Source organism: Streptomyces sp. NPDC053431, from assembly GCF_044544925.1.
Taxonomy (GTDB): Bacteria; Actinomycetota; Actinomycetes; order Streptomycetales; family Streptomycetaceae; genus Streptomyces.
The window spans coordinates 907442-930011 of sequence record NZ_JBITXX010000001.1 but is presented as its reverse complement, the minus strand read 5'-3'; the positions used below and the strand labels follow the sequence as shown (position 1 = coordinate 930011).

At 73.9% G+C, this 22570-nt stretch carries 21 protein-coding genes; 6 read left to right on the top strand and 15 right to left on the bottom strand.

What is annotated here, in order from left to right:
• Window positions 1-51: 51 nt before the first annotated feature.
• The 4 genes from ACIGXE_RS04100 to ACIGXE_RS04085 form a co-directional block, all read right to left on the bottom strand.
• Complete coding sequence (locus ACIGXE_RS04100; protein ID WP_399742657.1) at window positions 52-1050, bottom strand: ATP-dependent 6-phosphofructokinase; 999 nt, start codon at window positions 1048-1050, stop codon at window positions 52-54.
• 105 nt (window positions 1051-1155) lie between these two features.
• Window positions 1156-1803, bottom strand: coding sequence for a response regulator (locus ACIGXE_RS04095; RefSeq protein WP_399743748.1), 648 nt, complete (start codon window positions 1801-1803; stop codon window positions 1156-1158).
• A gap of 35 nt (window positions 1804-1838) precedes the next feature.
• Window positions 1839-3077, bottom strand: a complete 1239-nt coding sequence (gene macS / locus ACIGXE_RS04090; protein ID WP_399742654.1) for a MacS family sensor histidine kinase — start codon at window positions 3075-3077, stop codon at window positions 1839-1841.
• 30 nt (window positions 3078-3107) lie between these two features.
• Window positions 3108-3854: a lysophospholipid acyltransferase family protein gene (locus tag ACIGXE_RS04085; protein WP_399742651.1), complete on the bottom strand. Its 747-nt coding sequence runs from the start codon at window positions 3852-3854 to the stop codon at window positions 3108-3110.
• Between the two features lie 231 nt (window positions 3855-4085).
• Between ACIGXE_RS04085 and ACIGXE_RS04080 the strand changes: the two genes are divergently transcribed.
• Entirely contained in the window at window positions 4086-4886 is an 801-nt protein-coding gene (locus ACIGXE_RS04080; protein ID WP_399742649.1) for an alpha/beta hydrolase, read from the top strand.
• Window positions 4879-5595 (top strand): hypothetical protein, encoded by a 717-nt coding sequence (locus ACIGXE_RS04075; RefSeq protein WP_399742647.1) that lies wholly within the window; start codon window positions 4879-4881, stop codon window positions 5593-5595. Before ACIGXE_RS04080 ends, ACIGXE_RS04075 begins: the two co-directional genes overlap by 8 nt.
• Before the next feature lie 177 nt (window positions 5596-5772).
• Here ACIGXE_RS04075 and ACIGXE_RS04070 read toward each other — a convergent pair whose 3' ends face one another.
• The 6 genes from ACIGXE_RS04070 to ACIGXE_RS04045 form a co-directional block, all read right to left on the bottom strand.
• Window positions 5773-6579, bottom strand: a complete 807-nt coding sequence (locus ACIGXE_RS04070; protein WP_399742644.1) for an endonuclease/exonuclease/phosphatase family protein — start codon at window positions 6577-6579, stop codon at window positions 5773-5775.
• 74 nt (window positions 6580-6653) lie between these two features.
• On the bottom strand, window positions 6654-7595 hold the full coding sequence (locus ACIGXE_RS04065) for an ROK family glucokinase (protein WP_399742642.1): 942 nt from the start codon (window positions 7593-7595) through the stop codon (window positions 6654-6656).
• 66 nt (window positions 7596-7661) lie between these two features.
• Window positions 7662-8147, bottom strand: coding sequence for a DUF5304 domain-containing protein (locus ACIGXE_RS04060; RefSeq protein WP_399742639.1), 486 nt, complete (start codon window positions 8145-8147; stop codon window positions 7662-7664).
• 51 nt (window positions 8148-8198) lie between these two features.
• Window positions 8199-9320 (bottom strand): ArsA family ATPase, encoded by a 1122-nt coding sequence (locus ACIGXE_RS04055; RefSeq protein ID WP_399742636.1) that lies wholly within the window; start codon window positions 9318-9320, stop codon window positions 8199-8201.
• Between the two features lie 682 nt (window positions 9321-10002).
• The gene (locus ACIGXE_RS04050) at window positions 10003-10446 is read right to left on the bottom strand and encodes an SRPBCC family protein (protein WP_399742633.1); all 444 of its coding nucleotides are present in this window, start codon (window positions 10444-10446) and stop codon (window positions 10003-10005) included.
• A 69-nt stretch (window positions 10447-10515) separates the two neighbouring features.
• A complete protein-coding gene (locus tag ACIGXE_RS04045) occupies window positions 10516-11271 on the bottom strand; it encodes a metallophosphoesterase (RefSeq protein ID WP_399743744.1) in 756 nt (251 codons plus the stop codon).
• A gap of 272 nt (window positions 11272-11543) precedes the next feature.
• Here ACIGXE_RS04045 and ACIGXE_RS04040 point away from each other — a divergent pair, with 272 nt between their 5' ends.
• Complete coding sequence (locus ACIGXE_RS04040; protein ID WP_399742630.1) at window positions 11544-13340, top strand: AMP-dependent synthetase/ligase; 1797 nt, start codon at window positions 11544-11546, stop codon at window positions 13338-13340.
• A gap of 128 nt (window positions 13341-13468) precedes the next feature.
• Window positions 13469-13996: a hypothetical protein gene (locus ACIGXE_RS04035; protein ID WP_399742628.1), complete on the top strand. Its 528-nt coding sequence runs from the start codon at window positions 13469-13471 to the stop codon at window positions 13994-13996.
• Window positions 13997-14210: 214 nt separating this feature from the next.
• Here ACIGXE_RS04035 and ACIGXE_RS04030 read toward each other — a convergent pair whose 3' ends face one another.
• On the bottom strand, window positions 14211-15353 hold the full coding sequence (locus tag ACIGXE_RS04030) for a glycosyltransferase family 4 protein (RefSeq protein ID WP_399742625.1): 1143 nt from the start codon (window positions 15351-15353) through the stop codon (window positions 14211-14213).
• 88 nt (window positions 15354-15441) lie between these two features.
• On the opposite strand from ACIGXE_RS04030, the gene ACIGXE_RS04025 reads away from it, so the two are divergent.
• Entirely contained in the window at window positions 15442-16716 is a 1275-nt protein-coding gene (locus ACIGXE_RS04025; RefSeq protein ID WP_399742622.1) for a glycosyltransferase 87 family protein, read from the top strand.
• Here the strand turns inward: ACIGXE_RS04025 and ACIGXE_RS04020 are convergent.
• Complete coding sequence (locus tag ACIGXE_RS04020; RefSeq protein ID WP_399742618.1) at window positions 16674-18176, bottom strand: MATE family efflux transporter; 1503 nt, start codon at window positions 18174-18176, stop codon at window positions 16674-16676. The two genes, ACIGXE_RS04025 and ACIGXE_RS04020, sit on opposite strands and share 43 nt — an antisense overlap.
• 99 nt (window positions 18177-18275) lie before the next feature.
• Here ACIGXE_RS04020 and ACIGXE_RS04015 point away from each other — a divergent pair, with 99 nt between their 5' ends.
• A complete protein-coding gene (locus tag ACIGXE_RS04015) occupies window positions 18276-18914 on the top strand; it encodes a PadR family transcriptional regulator (RefSeq protein ID WP_399742615.1) in 639 nt (212 codons plus the stop codon).
• Here ACIGXE_RS04015 and ACIGXE_RS04010 read toward each other — a convergent pair.
• The 3 genes from ACIGXE_RS04010 to ACIGXE_RS04000 form a co-directional block, all read right to left on the bottom strand.
• The gene (locus ACIGXE_RS04010) at window positions 18853-20085 is read right to left on the bottom strand and encodes a hypothetical protein (RefSeq protein WP_399742612.1); all 1233 of its coding nucleotides are present in this window, start codon (window positions 20083-20085) and stop codon (window positions 18853-18855) included. The genes ACIGXE_RS04015 and ACIGXE_RS04010 overlap by 62 nt on opposite strands.
• A gap of 101 nt (window positions 20086-20186) precedes the next feature.
• A complete protein-coding gene (locus ACIGXE_RS04005; protein ID WP_399742608.1) occupies window positions 20187-21197 on the bottom strand; it encodes an NlpC/P60 family protein in 1011 nt (336 codons plus the stop codon).
• Window positions 21198-21411: 214 nt separating this feature from the next.
• Entirely contained in the window at window positions 21412-22440 is a 1029-nt protein-coding gene (locus ACIGXE_RS04000; RefSeq protein WP_399742605.1) for an NlpC/P60 family protein, read from the bottom strand.
• Between the last annotated feature and the right edge of the window lie 130 nt (window positions 22441-22570).

Here is a 22570-nt window from a genome sequence, read left to right as displayed (position 1 = left end):
AGCCCCTCCGGGGTGTGTCCCATTCCTCCGCTGACGAGGTGAATATAACGCTCATCCGAAGAACACCCCGGCTTCCGCGTACAAGCCCGGGTCGACCGTCTTGAGGCGGGCGGTCGCGGCGGACAGCGGTGCGCGGACCACCTCCGTACCGCGGAGCGCGACCATCGTGCCGAGGGCCCCGTCCCGTACCGCGTCCACGGCGTGCAGCCCGAAGCGGGTGGCCAGCCAGCGGTCGAAGGCGCTGGGGCTGCCGCCCCGCTGGACGTGCCCGAGGACGGTGGTGCGGGCCTCCTTGCCGGTGCGGCGCTCGATCGCCGCGGCCAGCCAGGCACCCACCGAGCCCGCGGGCCCCTCGGCCGGTCCCCCGTCGCGGGGCCGGGCGCCCTCGGCGACGACCAGGATGGGGGCGTAGGTGGCCCGGAAGCGGGAGGCGACCCAGGCGCAGACCTGGTCCAGGTCGAAGCGCTGCTCGGGGACGAGGATGATGTTGGCGCCGCCGGCCAGTCCGGCGTGCAGCGCGATCCAGCCGGTGTGCCGGCCCATCACCTCGACGACGAGGACCCGCCGGTGCGAGTCGGCGGTGGTGTGGAGGCGGTCGATGGCCTCGGTGGCGATGCCGACGGCGGTGTCGAAGCCGAAGGTCCAGTCGGTGGCGGCGAGGTCGTTGTCGATGGTCTTGGGGACGCCCACGACCGGCAGTCCGTGCTCGGCGTGCAGCCGGGCGGCGGTCCCCAGGGTGTTGCGGCCGCCGATGGCGATCAGCGCGTCGACCCGGTGCTTGGCCAGGTGCTCGCGGATCCGGCGGACGCCGACGGGGACCGCGAACGGATCGGTGCGGGAGGAGCCGAGCACGGTGCCGCCGCGCGGCAGGAGGCCGCGGACGGCCCGGACGTCGAGCGGGGCGGTGTCGCCGTCGACGACCCCGCGCCAGCCGTCGCGGAAGCCGGTGAAGCTCCAGCCGTACTCCTGGACGCCCTTGCGGACCACGGCGCGGATCACCGCGTTGAGTCCGGGACAGTCTCCTCCGCCGGTCAGCACACCGACGCGCATGGGCACTCCTTCGCCGTACGTGGGGGGAATGCGGCCCACGCTAGTGGTGACGTGGGTCACCCTGACACGGCGAAGAGAGTGAATCGAGCACCCCCGTAAGGGGGATCAGGCGTCGTCGAGACCGCGCTCGATGGCGTAGCGGACGAGCTCGACGCGGTTGTGCAGCTGGAGCTTGCCGAGGGTGTTCTGCACGTGGTTCTGCACGGTGCGGTGCGAGATGACCAGCCGTTCGGCGATCTGCTTGTAGCTCAGTCCCTTGGCGACCAGGCGCAGCACCTCGGTCTCGCGGTCGGTGAGCTGGGGCGCCTTCGGCTCGTCGGCGCCGGGCGCCGGGCCGGGCTCGGAGGCGAGCCGCCGGTACTCGCCGAGCACCAGACCGGCCAGGCCGGGGGTGAAGACGGGGTCGCCGACGGCGGTGCGGCGCACCGCGTCGATGAGCTCCTCGGTGCTGGCCGACTTCAGCAGATAGCCGGTGGCGCCGGACTTCACGGCCTCCAGGACGTCCGCGTGCTCGCCGCTGGCCGAGAGCACCAGCACCCGCAGCGCCGGGTTGGCGCCGACGAGCTCCTTGCAGACCTGGACGCCCGGCTTGAGGGGCAGGTTGAGGTCGAGGACGAGCACGTCGGGGCCGGCGGCGGCCGCGCGGCGCACGGCCTGCTCGCCGTCCCCGGCCGTGGCGACCACGGCGAGGCCCGCCTCGGCCAGGTCACGGGCGACCGCGTCCCGCCACATCGGGTGGTCGTCGACGACCATGACCTTGATCGGCTGCTGGTCCGTCCGCTGCTCGCTCACTTCGCTGCTCCTGCCTTCCCCCGCCGTTCCCGCGGTGCGCGCGGGACCTTCAGTTCCACTTCGGTGCCCTGTCCCGGGACCGAGATCAGTTCGGCGCTGCCGCCGAGGTCCCGCAGTCTGCCCCGGATGGACAGGGCGACGCCCATCCGGCCCTCGCCCTCGGCCTGGTCGAGCCGGCCCTCGGGGATGCCGGGGCCGTCGTCCCGGACCGTCACGATCACCTCGTCGCCCCAGTCCTCGACCAGGATCCACGCCTGGGCCCGCTCCCCCGCGTGCACCCGCACGTTGTCCAGGGCGGCGCCGACGGCGGCGGCCAGTTCGCGGGCGGCGCGGACCGGCAGGACGACCGGGGTGCCGGGGTCGGAGAGGGTGACCCGCGACCCGGCGCGCGGGGCGAGGAGGGTGCGCAGGTCGACGTCGCCGTCGCCGGCGGCGGTGTCCTCGTCGGGCTCCTCCACAATCCGGACGACCGCGCCCTCGGACTCGTCCTCGGAGACGTACGAGGTACGGGTCAGGCCGCCGGCGACCAGGGTGCGCAGGGCGACCTCCTGCTCGCCGGCCATCCGGCCGAGCTCGGCGGCCTCGCCGCCGAGGGCGTTGCCGCGCCGCTGCACCATGGCGAGGACCTGGAGCACGCTGTCGTGGATGTCGCGGGCGAGCCGCTCCCGTTCACGGGTGGCGGCCTCGATCTCCAGGGCCCGGGCGAGGGTGCGCTCGGAGGCCCGGGCGACCTCGACGACGTAGCCGATGGCGATGGAGGCGACCCAGACCAGCAGCACGTTGTGCAGGGTGTCCCGGCTGGGTTCGCCGCGTTCGATGATGTTGGCGACGGCGACCAGGGAGGACGCGAAGCCGGCCCAGCGCCAGCCGCCCTTGATCGCGTACGCGAGGACGGCGCCGGCGGTCCATATGGTCGGCAGGGTGGGGCCGTCCACCGACCGGGCGTCCAGGTCGGCGACCGGGGTGAGCAGGATGCCGGTGAGGGCGACGGTGAGGTCGGCGACGAGGAAACGCCGGGTGCAGCTGCGGGCGTTCGCCACGTTGGGAAGGGTGGCGAGGGTCCACACGCACATCACGGAGAGGAAGGCGACCTCGACCCACGGGCGCTCGTAGTTGTGCCGCCCGAAGACGCCGATCAGCACCGCGTACACCATCGTGAGGACGCGGTACGCGGTCAGGGCGCGCCACAGCGGCTGCTCGACCGACATGCGCACGACACGTTCGCGCCTGGCCATCTCCCCCACCCCCGGGCGCCCCCTCAGGGGTCAGGCGCCGGACTCTTCCCGTGCCGCGATCTCGGCCTTGACGGCTTCCTTGGCGGCCTTCTCGGCATCCGCGATCTGACGCTTCGCGGCCGTCGCGTAGATGTCGACGTACTCCTGGCCGGACAGCTTCATGATCTCGTACATGACCTCGTCGGTCACCGAGCGCAGGATGAAGCGGTCGCCCTCCATGCCCTGGTAGCGGCTGAAGTCGAGCGGCTTGCCGATCCGGATGCCCGGGCGCATCAGCTTGGGCACGATCTTGCCGGGCGGCTGGATCTTCTCGGTGTCGATCATGGCGACCGGGATCACCGGCGCGCCGGTGGCCAGCGCCACGCGCGCCAGACCGCCGGGCTTGCCGCGGTAGAGCCGCCCGTCGGGCGAGCGGGTGCCCTCGGGGTAGATGCCGAACAGGCCGCCGCTCTCGATGACCTCGATGCCGGCCTTGATCGCCGCCTCGCCCGCGCCGCGGGCGCCGGAGCGGTCGACCGGGAGCTGGCCGACGCCCTTGAAGAAGGCGGCCGTCAGCTTGCCCTTGACGCCGGGGGTGGTGAAGTACTCCGCCTTCGCGATGAAGGTGACCTTGCGGTCGAGGACCGCCGGCAGGAAGAAGGAGTCCGAGAAGGAGAGGTGGTTGCTCGCGAGGATCGCCGGCCCCTCGGCGGGGACGTTCTCGAGGCCCTCCACCCAGGGCCTGAAGGCGAGCTTCAGGGACCCTCCGAGGGAGAACTTCATTGCGCCGTAGATCAACTCGTCAAGCCTTCCGTGTGCCGCCACACCTGTGCGCGTGCCGTCACGACGACCTTATCCCGTGCGGGACCGGCCGGACCGCCGTGGGGAGCGCGGCTTCGGCTTTCCTTGGTGCGAACGGCCCTGGTCGGTGTCGGTCCGGTCGCGTACGGTGAAAGCCTTCCCCTACCGAAGCCGCTTCGGGTCGCCCGCGAGAGCGCGGTCCGGAGTCGAACCCGAACAGGAGACCCCGTGCCGGTCCTCCCTGGAGCCGAGCCGTACCGCCACGAGGGCGGCGAGGTCGGCGTCCTCATCTGTCACGGATTCACCGGTTCCCCGCAGTCGATGCGCCCCTGGGCCGAGTACCTGGCCGAGCGCGGACTGACGGTGTCGCTGCCCCTGCTGCCCGGACACGGCACCCGCTGGCAGGACATGCAGCTCACCACGTGGCACGACTGGTACGCGGAGGTCGACCGCGAGCTGCGCGAGCTCATCGCGCGCTGCGAGCGGGTCTTCGTCATGGGCCTGTCCATGGGCGGCGCGCTGACCCTGCGGCTCGCGGCGAAGCACGGTGACGCGGTCAGCGGCATCGTGCTCGTCAACCCGGGCAACAAGGTGCACGGGGTCGCGGCACGCGCGCTGCCGGTCGTCCGCCACTTCGTCCCGTCCACCAAGGGCATCGCCAGCGACATCGCGAAGCCGGGCGTGGCGGAGCTCGGCTACGACCGGGTTCCGCTGCACGCCGCCCACTCGCTGCGGCGTTTCTTCCAGACCGTCGACGCCGAGCTGCCGCAGGTCACCCAGCCGGTGGTGCTGCTGCACAGCCCGCAGGACCACGTGGTGCCGCCGGCCGACTCGGCCCGGATCCTGAGCCGGATCTCGTCGACGGACGTCAAGGAGATCCTGCTGGAACAGAGCTACCACGTGGCGACGTTGGACCACGACGCGGAGCGGATTTTCGAGGAGAGCTGGGCGTTCGTGTCCCGGCTCGCTCCGGAGGTCGTCGGCGAGCACGTCGGGAACAGCGAGAAGGGAAGCGCGAGCGGTGGCTGAACAGCAGGACGGGGAGCGCGAGCCGCAGCCCATCGACGAGGCCGCGGCCTGGGCCGCGATCGTCGCCGGGTACGGCGAGGAGCCCGCGGACCCTCCGGGTGCGCGCCCCTTCCGCCCGGTGGAGAACCTGGCGCTCCCCGACATGCCGGAGGACGACGAGGGGCCGGCCCCCGAGGCCCGCGCCACCCGCGACCGCGACACCCGAGAGGCCCCGGACGCCCCGGGCACCCCGGACGCCGTGGACACCCCGGGCACCCGGGGCACCTCGGACGCCGTGGACACCCCGGACGCCGCGGAGAAGCCGGACAAGTTCCGCAAGCCCGAGGCCCCCGGCGAGCCGGACAGGCCGGCCCTGGGCTCGTCCGTTGTCTTCGCCCCGGGCGTGGGCCTGGGCGGGGGCCCGCGCGACTACTCGCTGTCCGAGCCGGACGAGCCCGCCAGGGACGCCGACGAGGGCCACTTCGTGCCGCCGGAGCCCCCGCCGCTGCCGGAGGCCGACACCACGACCAGGTTCGCCTGGCTCGCGGTGGTCGGCGGACCGGTCCTGATGCTGCTCGCGGTGCTGCTCCAGTGGGACATGACCTGGTGGCTGACCACGCTGTGCGTGGGCGGCTTCCTGGGCGGCTTCATCACCCTGGTGGCCCGGATGAAGCACGACGACGAGGACGACGACGGCTTCGACGACCCGGGCCGGGGCGCGGTGGTGTAGATCGGGGGACCCCGTGGGTCCCGTGGTGCTCCGGGGGTCCCGTGGATGCGGGGGATCCGGTGATTCCCTCGGATCCGGGGGAATCTGGTGGGCCCCTCCGATCGGACGGATCCGGGGATCCGAAGGCACCTTTGATGGGAGGGATCCGGGGATCCGAAGGCACCCTCCGACCGGAAGCTACCCGGCAGCCGCCGGACCGGCGGCCGCCGCAGGAGTCGCCGCCGCGTCCGCCGGCACACGGACCACCGCCAGTACGGGCAGGTGGTCCGTCGCCGTTCCGAGGTCGGTGGGGTCCAGGTCCGTCGGGACGCCGCAGGAGAGGAACTCGACGTCCGGCGTGGCCAGGATCGCGTCGATACGGCGGTCCGGCGCGGTGGCGGGCCAGGTGTACTCCGTGCCCCAGGGAGCGGTCGCCCAGCCGTCCTGGAGCTCCTTCGTCAGACGGGTCCAGCTCCGGCCGCCGGGGCGCTCGTTCAGGTCGCCGGCCACGATCGTGTGCGTTGTGCCGAGGGCCGCCACCCGGTCGAGGAGCAGGCCCGCCTGGTGGTGGCGCTCCTCCTCGTAGAGGCTCAGGTGGCAGCTGACCAGGCCGATCCGCGCGCCGCCGAGGCGGACGACGGCGGTGGCCAGGCCGCGCCGGTGCCGGCCCGGGACGAGCGGCAGGAGGACGTCCTCGGTCCGTTCCACGGTGGCCCGCAGCGAGCACATCAGCAGCGGACCGGCGGCGGTGGCCCCACCGCCCAGGACGACGAGCTCGCTCTTGGCGGCGAGCCGGGCCGCGTGCTTGCGCCAGCGGAAGAAGCGCGGCGCCTCCTGGACGAGGACGAGGTCCGGGGCGCAGGCCCGGATCACCCGGGCGAGGGCGTCCTCGTCGTCGCGCATCGAGCGCACGTTGTAGGAGAGGATCCGGACGACGGCCGAACCGTCGGGCTCGGTACGGGAGTCGGGCAACTCGCCGATCGTACTGTTCGCACTGATCGCCATGAGGCCCACGATAGGCGCGGTGCCCGCCGCGCCCCAGAGGGCACGACGGGCACCGTCGCTCCGAGAGCGTCCGCTCAGCCCTGACGGGCGAGGTCGGCCGCGCCGACCAGTCCGGCCTTGTTGCCGAGCTGCGCGGCGAGCACCTGGGCGTGCGGGCGCCACTGGCCGCCGATCAGCCAGCGCCGGAAGGACTTGCGGATCGGCTCGAGGACCAGCTCGCCCTCGTCGGAGACGCCGCCGCCGACGATGAAGGCCGACGGGTCGAAGAGCGACGCCAGGTCCGCGAGGCCCGCGCCGGCCCAGCGGGCGAGCTCGCGGAAGGAGTCCCTGGCGACCGGGTCGCCGGCCCGGGCGGCCTCGCTGACGTGCTTGCCCTGGATGCCCTCGGGGGTGCCGTCGCCGAGCGCGAGGAGCGTCTTCGCGTTCTCGGGGGTGGCGGCGGCGCGCTGCTTGGCGTACCGGACGAGGGCGCGGCCGGAGGCGTACTGCTCCCAGCAGCCCTGGCTGCCGCAGCCGCAGAGCAGGCCGTCCGGGACGACCCGGATGTGGCCGAACTCGGCGGCCACGCCGAAGCGGCCGCGGCGCAGCTTGTTGCCGATGATGATGCCGCCGCCGAGGCCGGTGCCGAGCGTGATGCAGATGACGTCCTCGTGGCCCTGGCCGGCGCCGAAGCGGTACTCGCCCCAGGCGGCCGCGTTGGCGTCGTTCTCGACGACGACCGGGAGGCCGACCCGCTGCTCGACCTTGTCCTTCAGCGGCTCGTGCCGCCAGTCGATGTTCGGCGCGAAGAGGACGGTGGCGCGCTTGTCGTCGACGTAGCCCGCGGCTCCGATGCCGACGGCCTCGATCTGGTACCCCTTGCCGGCCTCGGAGACCGCGGCGCAGATGGCGTCGACGATGCCCTCGGGGGTCGGCGGGGTGGGCACGGTGTGCGTGTCGAGGATGTTGCCCTCCTCGTCGACCACGCCGGCCGCGATCTTGGTGCCGCCGATGTCGACGCCGATGGTGAGTCCCATGTGTCCCTCAGTTTTCGGTCGAGCCCCGCTAGGGCCCACCGTACCCGAGGAGGGCGCCCCTCCTGATCAGTCCAGGTCGATGTGCTGCCCGGTCGCGGGCCCGTCGTCCGGGCGGTCGTCCCGTCCCTCGCCCTCGGTGTGCTGGTGGTCCTTGTGCTCCCCGGTGCCCGCCTCGTCGGCGTCCGCGCCGGTGGCCTGCCGGCTGTCGCCGCGGGTCCAGCGGGCCTCCTGCCCCTGGACGGCGGAGCGGTAGGCGGCGAGGAGCTCGTTGCCGGCGGCGGCGAGGTGGTCGAAGACCTGCGGATTGCGCTCGATGACGGGCTCGACGAGCGCCTTCGCCTGGTTGACGACCTGCTGGACGGTGGCGGCCGCCTGGCCACCGGCGAGCGAGCCGCCGAACGTGCCGCCGAGCTTGTCGGCGACGGCCTCGAACAGCTTGCGGAACTCCTCGGCCGGGGTGCCGGGCTCCTCTCCGCGGTGCGCGCGGCGGCGGGCCTTCTCGGCCTCCAGGTCCTCTGCGCAGGCCTTGGCCCAGGCGTCCGAATCGCTCATGGCGTACTCCTCCATGCTTCTACGGTCGACGGTACACGCCTCGCGCGCGGGTCAGGGAGTACTCCTCGGCCAGAGTCCGGGGTCCGGGGTGAAGCGGATGCGCAGGTCGCCGTCGATGAGGCCGGCGCCGGTGACGGTGCAGCGGCGCAGGACGGCGGGCAGCGGGACGGCGCGGCGGAACGGGCCGACGGAGAGGAGGAGTTCGTCCCCGCGGCGGACGAGGGAGAGCCCGTCCTTGACGGCGCCGGGCAGCGGGACGTGCCACACGAGGATGCCGTCCTCGGCGCGGCGGTCCTCGACGGTCCAGGCGGGCGCGGCGGGGGGCGCGGCCGGCTCCGGTACGGCGAGCAGGACCAGGTCCTCGGGCCCGCGCGGGGCGCGGCCCAGGTGCGGCAGCTCGTGCAGCTCGGGGTGGGCCTCGCGGAGCGCGGCGAGGTGGCGGCGCTGTTCGGCGGCGAGGCCGGCGAACCAGGGGTCGGACGAGTCGGCGGGCAGGACGCGGTTGGCGACGACGGTGTCGAGGGCGAGGCCCTGCAGGGCCAGCCCGAGCCGGGCGGTGCGCAGCGCCTCCGCGGCGGCGGGGCCCGGTTCGACGACGAGCCGCACGCTGGTGCCCGGTGCGTCGATCACTTCCTGGACGGCGGCCAGCTCGGCCTCCCAGCGGGCGGCGGTCTCGTACAGCCACTGCGCGGGCAGGGGTACGCCGGCGAGCTGGGCGAGCATCGGGCGCAGCGCGCGGGCAGCCTGGCGCTCGGGCGGCAGGAGGCGGCGCAGGTAGCGGCGGAGCTGCTCGGGCAGGGCGAGCAGCGCGAGCGCCTCGCGGACGGGGGGCAGCTCGACGACGACGAGGTCCCAGGCGCCGGCGGCGGCGTCGCGCAGGGCCCGCAGCAGGGCGAAGTGGCCGCTGCCGGGCAGCTCGGTGAGCTCGGCCTCCTCGAAGGGCGCGGCCCCGAGCAGGTCGAAGGCGACTCCGGAGCGGGCCTGCAGGGCGAGGAACTCGCGGCGGAAGTCCGCGGCGGGGTCGGGCGGGGCGACCGTCGGGCCGTCCAGTTCGCCGGCGTCCTCCGGGACGAGCAGGACGCGACGGCCGGCCTGGGCCGCGGCGAGCGCGGTTCCGGCGGCCACGGCGCTTCGTCCGGCCCCGCCGGTCCCGGTCACAAGAATGATCCGCATCCCCCGACGGTACCGGCACCTCCCTGCGGACCCACCCGCCCGCCTCCGTGCGGGCTCCGCCCACAGGGCGCGGCCCTCACGCCCGCCCCCCCGCGCGGACCCGGCGCTCGCCCGCCTCTGTGTGGCCCACCGCCCGCCCACGCCGTGTGGGCGTTCCGCCCGCGCTTGGCACCCGACCACGCTCGCCGCCTCCGTGTGGGCAGTCGTCCCGCTGGGGCGGGACGGGTGGGCACACGGGACCGCGCTTGGCGGCGCGCCCCGCTCCCTGCACCTACGCCCACCCCTTACGGCGCCGCACCGTCTCGGCGGGCGTCAAAGCGGCAAGGCGCTGCGTTCCGTTGTGCCCACCCGTTCCGCCCTGGGGGTCCCCCCGGACGAAGTCTGGGGGAGGAACGACTGCCCACAACGAGGACCGCCGGGCGCAGCCCCGCAACGGGCGGGCGCAGGCCGAGTGGGGCGGGCGCAGGCCCGAGCGGGGCGCAGGCCCGCGGCGCCGGGCGGGGCGCAGGCCCGCGGCGCCGGGCGGGGCGCAGGCCCGCGGCGCCGGGCGGGGCGCAGGCCCGCGGCGCCGGGCGGGGCGCAGGCGCGCGGCGCCGGGCGCAGCCCACAACGGGCGTCGCGGCCCGAGCTGGGCGGGCGCAACCCTGCCGGGACCCGCGGCGGAGGGCGCGGGGCCGGGGGGTTACTTCGGGGATTCGACGCGCTTCTTCAGGCCTGCCAGGGCGCGGTCGATGATGACCTTCTCCGCCTTGCGCTTGATCATGCCGAGCATGGGGATCTTGACGTCGACCGTGAGCTGGTAGGTCACCTCGGTCCGCGAGCCGCCCGCCGCGGGCGCGAGGCGGTAGGAGCCGTCGAGGGCGCGCAGCATCTGGGACTTCACCAGGGTCCAGGAGACCTCGTCGTCGCCGGTCCAGGTGTAGGCGAGGGTGTGGTCGTCCTTGATCGCGCCCGCGTCGAGAAGCAGCCGGACCTTCTCCGCGCGCCCGGCCGCGTCGGTCTCCAGGACCTCGGCCTCCTTCACCTCACCCGTCCACTCGGGGTAGCGGGCGAAGTCGGCGATGACGCTCATGACCTCGGCCGGGGCCGCCTCGATGGTGATGCTCGAGCTGGTGTGTTCCGCCATCGCGGGGGCTCCTCGTATGGACGCGATCCGTGTCTGCGTGCAGGCTATCGCGCCGTCGTCACGGGCCCGTCACCACTCCAGGGTCCACGGCCGCCCGGTCGCGGCGAAGTGGCCGACGTTGACGCACTCGGTCGCGCCGACCCGCATCCGGCGGGCCAGCGGCTGGTGGACGTGGCCGAAGAGCGCGTACCGGGGCCGTACGCGGCGGATGGCGTCGAGCAGGGCGCGGCTGCCGCGTTCGAAGCGGCGGGCGACGGTGTCGTACGTGAGCTCGGGGACGTCCGGCGGGATGTGGGAGCAGAGCACGTCGACCTCGCCGAGCGCCTCGACCTTGGCGGCGTACTCCTCGTCGGAGATCTCGTACGGGGTCCGCATCGGGGTGCGCAGGCCGCCGCCCACGAAGCCGAAGACGAGGCCGTCGAGCTCGATCCGGTCGCCGTCGAGGACGGTGGTGCCGGGCCGGGCGTACTCGGGCCACAGGCCGGGGATGTCGACGTTGCCGTAGGTGGCATAGGTCGGGGTGGGGAAGGCGGCGAACATCTCGGCGTACTGCCGGCGGACGGCCGACTCGATGGCCGACGCGCGGTCGATGCCGAGGTCGCCCCACAGGCGGCGGCCCAGGTCACGGGCCTCCTCGAAGCGGCGGGCGGTGCGCAGCTCGACGATCAGGTCGGCGTTCTCGACGCCGAAGAGGTCGGGGAAGATGCCGCGGCTGTGGTCGGCGTAGTCGAGGAAGAGCACCAGGTCGCCGAGGCATATGAGGGCGTCGGCGCCCTCCCCGGCCTTGGCGAGGGCTCCCGTGTTGCCGTGCACGTCGCTCACCACGTTGATCCGCATGAGCTCAGCCTAGGGGGTACGACCTGCGGTTACTTGGGAGTCGGGAAAGCGGTGGATTACTGTGCGGCGAGCAGGACCAGCCGTGTGTGACGCACGGAACATCTGACCTGCACCCCCTATCGGGAACCGCGTACTGATGGGTAACGTCCGGGCAGTCCACAGTCGTGCTCACCCCCACACAGAGCACCCTGCCCGATCATGGACCGCACCGGCGCGTCACACAGAGTCGTGGCGCCGGCGCCCGATGAGGAGCAGCAGTCTTGCGCGAGTTCAGCCTTCCGGCCCTGTACGAGGTCCCCACGGACGGCAACCTGACGGATCTCATCCGCCGCAACGCCTCCCAGCACCCAGATGTCGCCGTGATGGGGCGCAAGGTGGCCGGGGCCTGGGCGGACGTCACCGCCAAGCAGTTCCTCGCCGAGGTCCGGGGGGCGGCGAAGGGCCTCGTCGCGGCCGGCGTGGAGCCGGGCGACCGGGTCGCGCTGCTGTCCCGTACCCGCTACGAGTGGGTGCTGCTCGACTTCGCGATCTGGAGCGCGGGCGCGGTGACCGTGCCGGTGTACGAGACCAGCTCGCCGGAGCAGATCCAGTGGATCCTCGGCGACTCGGGCGCCTCCCTCGCGCTCGTCGAGACCCCGGCTCACGAGGCCTCGGTGGAGTCGGTGCGGGCGAACCTGCCCGCCCTCAAGGGCGTGCGGCAGATCGACGCGGACGCCGTGGCCCGGCTGACCGCCGAGGGCGCGGAGATCTCCGACGAGGAGCTCGACCGCCGGATGTCGATCGCCCACGCGGACGACCCGGCGACGATCGTCTACACCTCGGGCACCACCGGCCGCCCCAAGGGCTGCGTGCTGACCCACCGCGCCTTCTTCGCCGAGTGCGGCAACGTGGTCGAGCGCCTGAAGCCGCTGTTCCGTACCGGCGAGTGCTCGGTGCTGCTGTTCCTGCCGGCGGCGCACGTCTTCGGCCGGCTGGTCGAGGTCGCCTCCGTGATGGCGCCGATCAAGCTGGGCTGCGTGCCCGACATCAAGAACCTCACCGACGAACTCGCCTCCTTCCGGCCGACGCTGATCCTCGGCGTGCCGCGGGTCTTCGAGAAGGTCTACAACTCGGCCCGGGCCAAGGCGCAGGCCGACGGCAAGGGCAAGATCTTCGACAGGGCCGCGCACACGGCCATCGCGTACAGCCGCGCGCTGAGCACCCCGCAGGGCCCGTCCTTCGGCCTGAAGCTGAAGCACAAGGTCTTCGACAAGCTGGTGTTCAGCAAGCTGCGGGCGGTGCTCGGCGGGCGCGGCGAGTACGCGATCTCCGGCGGCGCGCCGCTGGGCGAGCGGCTCGGGCACTTCTTCCGCGGCATCGGCTTCACGGTCCTGGAGGGCTACGGCCTGACGGAGTCGTGCGCGGCGACCGCGTTCAACCCGTGGGACCGGCAGAAGATCGGCACGGTCGGCCAGCCGCTGCCGGGCTCGGTGGTGCGGATCGCCGACGACGGCGAGGTGCTGCTGCACGGCGAGCACATCTTCTCCGGCTACTGGAACAACGAGGCCGCGACGGCCGAGGCGCTGGCGGACGGCTGGTTCCACACCGGTGACATCGGCACCCTGGACGAGGACGGCTACCTCGCGATCACGGGCCGCAAGAAGGAGATCCTGGTGACGGCGGGCGGCAAGAACGTCGCCCCGGCGGTCATCGAGGACCGGATCCGGGCCCACGCGCTGGTCGCCGAGTGCATGGTGGTCGGCGACGGACGCCCGTTCGTGGGCGCGCTCGTCACCCTCGACGAGGAGTTCCTGGGCCGCTGGGCGGCGGAGCACGGCAAGCCGGCCGGCTCGACGGCCGCCTCCCTGCGCGAGGACGCGGACCTGGTCGCGGAGGTCCAGCGCGCCATCGACGACGGCAACGCGGCGGTCTCGAAGGCGGAGTCGGTGCGGAAGTTCCGTATCCTGTCGGCGCAGTTCACGGAGGAGGCGGGGCACATCACCCCGTCCCTGAAGCTGAAGCGCAACGTCGTGGCGAAGGACTTCGCCGACGAGATCGAGGCGATCTACCGGGCCTGACGGCTCTTCGGAACGCCCCTGGCGGGCCCGTCTCACGGGCCGGCCGGGGGCGTTCGCGCGCGTCGGGGCCGGAATGGTCAATTCCGTGCAGACGACCACACACGGCACACACGACACGAAAGGCAGTCATGCGGCTCCAGCGCACCGCCGCCGCCCTGGGCGCGGCCCTCACCTCCCTGGTCGTCCTGACCGGGTGCAGCAGCTCCTGGGGAGAGGACGCCGGATTGCCCGCGGCCGGCGACATGGCGGCGATCGAGAAGCTGGTCGCCTCGCACACCATGTGCAGCGACCTGCGCACCGGCACGGGCGACGTCGGCACCATGGGCACCGAGGCGAAGGACCCGGCCTGGGCGATCAAGGAGCGCGGGACGTGCGGCGACGACGCCCGCGACACCGTCACGCTGCTGTCCGTCTCGGACATGGAGAAGTTCCAGCAGACCGCCAAGAAGGCCGCGGCGGCGGGCCACGGCACCCGCTTCCTGCTGGGCCAGGACTTCGCGCTCGTCGCGGGCGACGAGTCCACCTCACGGGCCCTGCTGAAGTCGGACGTGCTGCTCTTCACCTGCGAGAAGGGCTTCAAGGTGCCCGACGGCTACCGCAGCGAGAAGCTCCTCGTCGACGGCTGCGCGCTGACCGACTACCTGCCGGCGAGCTAGCGCGCGGCCGGAAGGTCCGCCCGGCGCTCCTTTCCGGACACTCCCGGGCCGGGCCGCCCGGGCCGTGTCCGCCCGGAGGGCAGGGCTCGCGGCGTCGCGAGCCGGACGGGCGCCCGGGGCGTCCGGGGCGTCCGGGGCGTCCGGAAGCAGCGTCGTCCGCCCGGCGGGCAGGGCTCGCGGGCCTCGCAGCCGGACAGGACGTTCCGGACGCGCCCTAGAGCAGTTCCCTGAGGCGCTCGGCCAGCAGGTCCCAGCGCCAGCGCTCCTCGACCCAGCGCCGGCCGCGCTCGCCCATGCGGGCGCGCAGCTCCGGGTCGAGGAGCAGCGTGGCGACGCGGTCGGCGGTGTCCTCGGGGACCCCGCCGCGGACCACCCAGCCGGTCTCGCCGTCGAGGACGGCGTCGGGCGCGCCGCCCGAGTCGCCCGCGACGACCGGGAGGCCGGTCGCGGAGGCCTCCAGGTAGACGATGCCGAGGCCCTCCACGTCCAGGCCGCCGCGACGGGTGCGGCAGGGCATGGCGAAGACGTCTCCCGCCCCGTAGTGCGCGGGCAGCTCCGACCACGGCACCGCGCCGGTGAACCGTACGGATCCGGCCACACCGGTCGAGACCGCGAGCTTGCGCAGGTCCTCCTCGTACGGGCCGCCGCCGACGATCAGCAGCACCGCGTCGGGCACCCGGCGCAGGATCTCCGGCATGGCGAGGATCAGGGTGTCCTGGCCCTTGCGCGGCACCAGCCGGGAGACGCACACGACCACCGGGCGGTCGCTCAGCCCGAGCCGCTCGCGCACCTCGGCGCCGCCCGAGTCGGGGTGGAAGGTCTTCTCGTCCACGCCCGGCGGGAGCTGCGTCATGCGCGCGGCCGCGGCCGGGGTGAGGGCGCTCGCGATCCGGGAGCGGGTGTACTCGCCGAGGTAGGTGAGGGTGTCGGTGCCCTCGCCGATCCGCCGCAGCAGCTGCCGGGCGGCGGGCAGCTGGGCCCAGCCCGCCTCGTGCCCGTGCGTGGTGGCGACGACGCGCCGGGCGCCGGCCCGGCGCAGCGCGGGGGCCATCAGGCCGAGCGGGGCCGCCGCGCCGAACCACACCGCCTCGCAGCCGTGCTCGCGCAGCAGCGCGGTCGCCCGGGCGGTGACCCGAGGAGTCGGCAGCAGCATGGTGGTGCGGTCGCGGACGACCGTGAAAGGCTGTTCCGCGTCGAACGCGGCGGTCGCCTCGATCCCTTCGCGGCTGCGCTTCCACGTGGAGGCGTAGACCACGATCCGCTCGGGATCCAGGCGCAGCGCCATGTTGTGCAGGAAGGCCTGGATTCCGCCGGGACGTGGCGGAAAGTCGTTCGTTACGATCAGGGTCTTGTGCATCGTGGCCGACAGTACCGTGGTCGCGCCTCCAGCCCGGCACCACCACCCTCCGCCCCGGCGGACCGACAGGACAGGAAGCAGGACAGGTATGACGGGCGCGGTGGGGACGGTGTCGTACGACGGTCTGCGCAAGCCGATAGCACTGTGGGCACTGACCCGGGCCCTGATCCTGCTCTGCGTCTTCAAGGTCGTGGTGATCCCGGGCCCCGACGTGACCAGCGACGTCGAGGAGATATACCAGGGCTGGTTCGAGGTCCTGAGGACCGGCACCTATCCGCTGGACGACGTCACCTGGCAGTACCCGCCGGCCGCCGCGCTGGCGATCCTCTCCCCCCTCCTGCTGCCGTTCCTCGGCTACTCCTCGGCCTTCTTCCTGCTCGCGCTGGTCTGCGACGCGTTCGTCTTCGGGCTGCTGGTGTACACGGGGCGGCGTCCCAGCCGCTCGATGCGCGGTGCGTGGCTGTGGCTGGCGGGTGTGCCGCTGCTCGGCCCGACCGCCTACTGCCGTTACGACCTGATGGTGACCGCGGTGGCGGTGGCGGGCCTGCTCGCGGCGCTGCGCAGCCCTGCCGTGCTCGGCGCGCTCGCCGGGTTCGGCGCGACGCTGAAGGTCTGGCCGGTGCTCCTGCTCGCCGGCACCGCGCGCGGCCGGGCCACCTTCCGTTCCTGGAGCACGGCCGTGGGCGCGGCGGCCGGCGTGCTGACGCTGTGCGTGCTCGCGGCGCCCGGGGCGCTGGCCTTCCTGGGCTTCCAGCGGGACCGGGGCACCGAGGTCGAGTCGCTCGGCGCGCTGGTCTTCCACGTGGCCCGGCACTTCGGCTGGCCGGGCGAGGCGCGGATGAACTACGGCTCGATCGAGTTCCTCGGTCCGGGCGTCGGGGCGGTGTCCACGGCGGCGATGCTGCTGACGGTCGCCGCCTTCGGCTGGCTGCTCGTGTGGCGGCTGCGGGCCCGCCGCCACACCACGACGACCACGGCGGACGCGGCCTTCGTGGCGGTACTGCTGTTCACGACGACGAGCCGGGTGATCAGCCCGCAGTACATGATCTGGCTGGTGGGGCTCGCCGCGGTGTGCCTGGTGTACCGGGCGAGCCGGATGCGCCGGCCCGCGTATCTGGTGCTCTGGGCGACGGCGGTGACCCAGTTCGAGTTCCCGGTGTGGTTCTCGCACGTCGGGGACAGCGACCCGCTGGGCATCGCGCTGCTGCTGGTACGGAACGGGCTGCTCGTCGCGGCCACGGTCTCCGCCTGCCGGATCCTGTGGCGGCAGACGGTCACCGAGCCGCGCCTGGAGGCGGCCGGCCCGGTGCGGATCCCCGCTCAGGCGGAGAGGGAGAAGGACCGGGTCCCGGTCTCCTCCTGAGCCGCGTTCCGTGCGGTCCGGCGGCGCAGCACGCCGAGGGCCGTGCACTGGGCCGCCATGGCGACCGCCATGGCCAGGCAGATCCCGGCGAGGCCGAGGGCGGCCGAGAGCACGTACGCGAGCGGCAGCTGGAGCAGGACGCCGGCGACGGTGACCCGCGCGAGCTTCGGTGAGTCGCCGCTGCCCTCGAAGACCCCCGCGAGGGCGATGAACCCGGCCATGAGCAGCAGGTAGGGGCCGAGGCAGCGCAGGAACAGGGCGCCGGCCGCGGCGACGGCCGGCTCGGCTCCGAAGCCGCGCATCACCGGTCCCGCGGCGAGCAGCAGCAGGACGGCCGCGCCCGCCCCGAGCAGTCCGCCGAGGACCAGGGCCTGCCGGCCGACGGCCCGGCGCTGGTCGTCTCCGCCGCCCAGCAGGTGCGCGGTGTGGATGGCGGCGGCCTGGCGGACGGCGTAGAAGGCCATGGTGGCGACGTACATGGCCTTGGTGGCGATGCCGTAGGCGGCGATCTCGGTGACGCCGAGCCGGGCGACGACGGAGACCAGGGCGAGCGCTCCGGCCATGCGCACGACGAAGTCGACGGACATGGGCAGGCCGAGGGCGGCGGTGCGGCACAGCGCGGAAGCGGTGCCGCCGGCCGGGCGGGCCGCGCGGGCGGCCTTCAGGTGGGCGTTGCGGCGCAGCGCGAGCAGTCCGGCGGCGAGGGCCGCGGTGCGTCCGACGACGGTGGAGACGGCGGCGCCCTCCACGCCGTGGGCGTGGACGAGGAACGGGTCGAGGACGAGGATCAGCCCGTTGGCGAGGAAGGCGAGCCGCATGGGGGTGCGGGTGTCGCCGGTGCCCTTGAGGACGCCGTCGAGGACCGTGGTGGCGAAGAAGACGGCGGTGCCCGGGAGCGAGATCGCGAAGTAGGCGGTGGCGAGGGCGTGCGCGGGGTGTCCGGAGCCGCCGAGGAGCAGGGCGGCGAGCGGGTCGCGGAGCAGGTAGCCGCCGAGCGCGACGGGCGGGACGAGCAGGGCGCAGAGGGCGGCGCCGCCGCGTACGGCGGAGCGCAGCGCGCAGGGGTCGTCGGCGCCCCTGGCCCGGGCGACGAGCACGGTGGTGCCGGAGGCGGCCATGAGGACGACGCCGAGGAGCAGGTTCTCGACGTTGGTGGCGACGGCCACGGCGGCGACGGCGTCTCCGCCGAGCCGGGCGACCCAGACCATGTTGATGATGCCGGCGGCGACCCCGGCGAGGAGTTCGAGGTAGACGGGCCCGGCGAGCCGGACGAGCGTGCGGCGGTGCGCGGCGGCGGTGACGGGGGTGGTGGTCGCGGCGGCGGCAGGCGTGGTGGTCGCTGCTGCCGTGGTCGCGGCGGCGCCAGGCGTGGCGGTCGCCGCTGCGGTGGTCGCCGCTGCGGGGGCCGTGGTGGTCGTGGCTGCGGTGGCCTCGGTGACGGCGGTGCGGTCGGCACTCATCAAAGACATCCCCCTCGATTCGCTGTACCTCGATTCGAGGCACCTCGAAAAGAGTTAGCATCATGCGGGCGTCCCCGACAAGTGCGAAGGAGCGGAACGGTGCTGGAGCTGTCGATCCTCGGGTTCCTCTACGAGAGGCCGCTGCACGGCTACGAGCTCAAGGAGCGCATCCAGGGCCTCAGCGGCCATGTCCGCCCGGTCAGCGACGGCGCGCTCTACCCGGCGATCACCCGGCTGGTGAAGAACGGCCTGGTCGACAGCCGGACGGAGCCCGGCGCGAGTGCGGCACCGCGCCGCACCCTCTCGCTGACCGACGCCGGCCGGGCGGAGCTGCTCGCCCGGCTGCGCTCCCCCAAGGACGCCGAGATCACCGACGGCCAGCGCTTCTTCACGCTGCTCGCCTTCCTGGGCCTGCTGCCCGACCCGGCCGACCAGGCGGCGGTGCTCCGCCGCCGCCAGGCCTTCCTGGAGGCCCCCGCCAGCTTCTTCTACGCGGACGGGGCGCCGGTCCGCGCCGAGGACGAGCCGGACCCGTTCCGGCGCGGGATGCTCCGGATCGCCCGGGCCACGGGCACGGAGGAGAAGGCCTGGCTCGCCGAGACCCTGGCGGACCTGGACCGGCGGGCGGGGGTGGGCAGGCCGGACACGGCAGCGGGGGCCGGCCCGGGCGGCGGCGCTAGCCGGGCAGGGGGCCCTGGCCGAGCCGGTCGGCCAGATAGGCCCGCCAGCGCGCGGTGAACTCCTCCGGCGTGGTGCCCAGCACGTCCGCGAGGGCCTTCTCCACCGCGCCCGCGCGCGCCGGATGGGCGCCGACGGCGCGGTAGAACGCGGTCAGCTTCGCCTCGCCCCATCGATCGGCGATCAGCGCGCAGGCCAGCCAGCCGCTCTCGTAGGCCCGGGCCATCGCCTCCGCGTCGCCGCCGAACGCGAACTCCTTGTCGTCCGGCAGCGCCACCGGCCCCGCGCCGGCCCGGACCGCGCGGGCCAGTTCGGGGGCGGCCTGGACGGCGGTGCGGCCGGTGCCGCGGTAGGCGGCCCAGTCGGCGAAGCCCTCGGACAGCCAGAGCGGGGTGGCCTCGGTGGTCTGGGTGCGGGTGGCGACATGGGTGGTCTCGTGGGTGAGCACGAATCCCCGGCCGAACGCGCCGAGCACGCCGTACGCCTCCGGGTTGACGATCACCCGGTCCGCGGGCGCCTTCGGGCCGCCGCCGACCTCGCCCGTGGTGACCGCGGCGATCCCGCGGTACGAGGCCGCGGGCGCGCCGAGCAGCTGGCCCATGGCCTCCACGGAGGCGGGCACCAGGACCACGATCCGGCCCGCCCAGGGCGACGGCCAGGCGTCGCCTACGGCGGGCACCGCCCGGTCCGCCGCGTCCGCGATCTCCTTCAGCCGCTCCCGGCGCTGGCCCACGCCCAGGACCAGGCTGCGGCTTCCGGTCACGGCCGTGACCTCGCCCTGCTGCCACAGCTGCTGCGGGGCGCCGGCGGCGGCCCGGTCACCGGTGACGTACCAGCGCCCGTTCCGCTCGGCGAGCTCCAGGACGCGCCGGGTGGTGGCGGGACCGGAGTCGTAGCCCTTGATGCGGTAGCCGAGCTCGGCCTCGGCGGTGGCCCTTCCCGGGCCGGCCGGGTCGACGTCGGTGACCCGGTAGGTCCAGCCGCCGAGCGGGATCTTCGCGAGCCGGCCGAACTCGGTCCGGGCCGCGGGGGCGAGGGCGGGGTCGAGATCGGCGAGATACGCGGCCTCGTCGCGGTCGAGCAGCGCCTCGGCGTGCCGGTCGAGCAGCCGCTGGACCTCGGCGGCGGGCGGGCGGCCCGGGTCGGGGGCGGCGCACCCGGCGAGGGCGAGGAGACCGGTCAGCAGGCACACGAGGGCGCCGCGCGCCGCTCCGCTCCCCTGACCTGCCACGCCCCGATCGTACGGGGGATCCGGGAAGGGCGGCCTCAGACCGTACGGGGGATCCGGGAAGGGCGGCCTCAGACCGTACGGGGGATCCGGGAGGGGCGGCCTCAGACCCGGGTCACGGTGACGTGGGACATCATGTTCACCGGGTCGTAGCGGACCCGCGCGCCCGGGTAGGGGGCGTGGATGACCTGCCCGTTGCCGGCGTAGATCGCCACGTGGCTGGCGTCGCCGCGATAGGTGACGAGGTCGCCCGGCTGCGCCTGGGAGAGCGGGATCCGGCGGCCCGCGTTGCGCTGGGCCTGCGAGGTGCGGGGCAGCGCGATGCCGGCCTGGCGGTACGACCAGACCATCAGGCCCGAGCAGTCGAAGGCGGACGGCCCGGTGGCGCCCCACACGTACGGCCTGCCGATGGCGCTGCGCGCGGCGATCACCGCGGCGGCGGCGCGCGAGGGGCCGAGGTCGCCGAGCGGCGGCAGCTCCTCGTCGAGGGCTTCGCGGCCGGAGCGGGAGGCGCGCTCGAAGCCGGCCCGCTCGTCGGCGGTGAGCGAGGCGAGCAGCCGGCGGGCCTCGGCGAGCTTGCGCTCGACGGTGCGCTTGTGGCGGGACACCTCGGCCCGGCTGCGCTCGAGTTCGGCGAGCGCCCGGCCCGCCTCGGCGCGTTCCTGGGCCAGTTCGCGCAGCTCGTGCCGGAGTTCACCGAGGGCGGCGCCCTGGCGTGCGGTGATCCGGTCGAGGACGGAGGCCTTGTCCAGGTAGCTGTCCGGGTCGGAGGAGAGCAGCAGGGCGAGCGCCGGATCGATGCCGCCGGAGCGGTACTGGGCGCCGGCCACCGAACCGAGCGCGCCGCGCATCCGGTTGATCCGCTCCTGCCCGCGGGCGAGGCTGTCCTGCGCCTGGGAGACCGTCCGGCGCAACTGGTCGGCCTTCTCGTCGGCCCGGTTGTAGCCCTCGGTGGCCCGCTCGGCCTCCTCGAAGAGGCGGTCCACGGCAGCCCGGGTGGTCTCGGCCGAGGCGCCGGGGTCGGCGTGCGCGGGAACGGCACCGAAGGCCGTGGCCGCGGTGGCCGCGGCTGCGGTGAGGACGGTGACCCTGGCGGGTCGTCGGTGGGACGCCACGAATCGCGCTCCGTTCGGCTCGACGGACTGGCGCGGCAGACAGTAGCCGCTGAACACCCCCCGTCCAACGAAGGTGCCCGGCACGCAAAGTGACGCCCCGCCGGAGACCACAAGGTCACCGGCGGGGCGTCAGGTCAGTCGGGGATCCGGCGAACCACCCGTTCGGAGGGCGGTCGGCGGGGTGTCCGACGGGTGCCGGACGGTTCGCGTCGGGTCAGATGCGCACGCCGTACATGAAGCTGCCCATGTAGTCCATGGACTCGTAGCGGACGACCGCGCCCGGCTTCGGCGCGTGCAGGATGGTGTTGTTGCCCGCGTAGAGACCCACGTGCGCCAGGTTGTTGAAGAAGACGAGGTCGCCCGGCTTGAGCTGGCTGCGGCCGATCTTCACGCCGTCGGCCTGCTGGGTGTAGGTGGTGCGGCTGATGGTGACGCCGGCCTGGCGGTACGACCACTGCGTAAGACCGGAGCAGTCGAAGGAGTTGGGGCCCTCGGCGCCGGAGACGTACGGCATGCCGAGCCGGGTGGCGGCGGCGTTGAGGGCGGCGGCGCCACGCTGCGAGGCGGGCACCTCGTTGCCGAGGTCGACGCGGTCGCCGGCGGCGCGGCTGGCGCGCTGCTCGTCCTCCTGCATCTTGGCGCGCTCGGCGGCCGTCAGGGTGTTGAGCAGCTTCTGGGCCTCGGCGAGCTTGCCCTGGAACTTCTTCTTCTTCTCGGCGAGCGTCTTGCGGACGTCTTCCAGGTCGGCCAGCTTCGTCGTCGCCTCGGCCCGCTCCTGGGCGAGCGTGCGCTGCTTGGACTGGATGGACTGGAGGACGTCGGCCTGCTTGGCGCCGAGCTGGTCGATCGCGGACGCCTTGTCGAGGTAGGTGTCCGGGTCCGAGGAGAGGAAGAGCTGGAGCGCGGGGTCGATCCCGCCGGAGCGGTACTGCGCGGTGGCGACCGAACCGATCTGTCCGCGCAGGGTGTTGAGCTCCTGCTGGCCGCGGGCGACCTTGTCCTGAAGGGCGCTGATCTCCTTCTGGAGCTTCTCGCGGCGCTCCTCGGCGAGGTTGTACTGCTCGGTGGCCTCTTCGGCCTCGTGGTTGAGCTTGTCGACCTTCGACTTGACCTCGTCGATCTTGGGCTTGGGGGCCGCCTGGGCTCCGGTCTGGGCGGAGAGCGCGACGGCGGCTGCGGCGGTCGCGGTGAGCACGGTCACACGGGTGCGGCTCGGCTGCTTGGGTCGACGGTGGGACGCCACGGGGGCGAGCTCCTTCTTCCTCGAGCCGCCAACCGGGCTGCGGCAGGCGGGACCCACGCTGATATCCCCGATGGATGATCAACCGCGCGAAGGTTCGAGCCCCGACCCTAGTGACCATCTTGTGATCAGT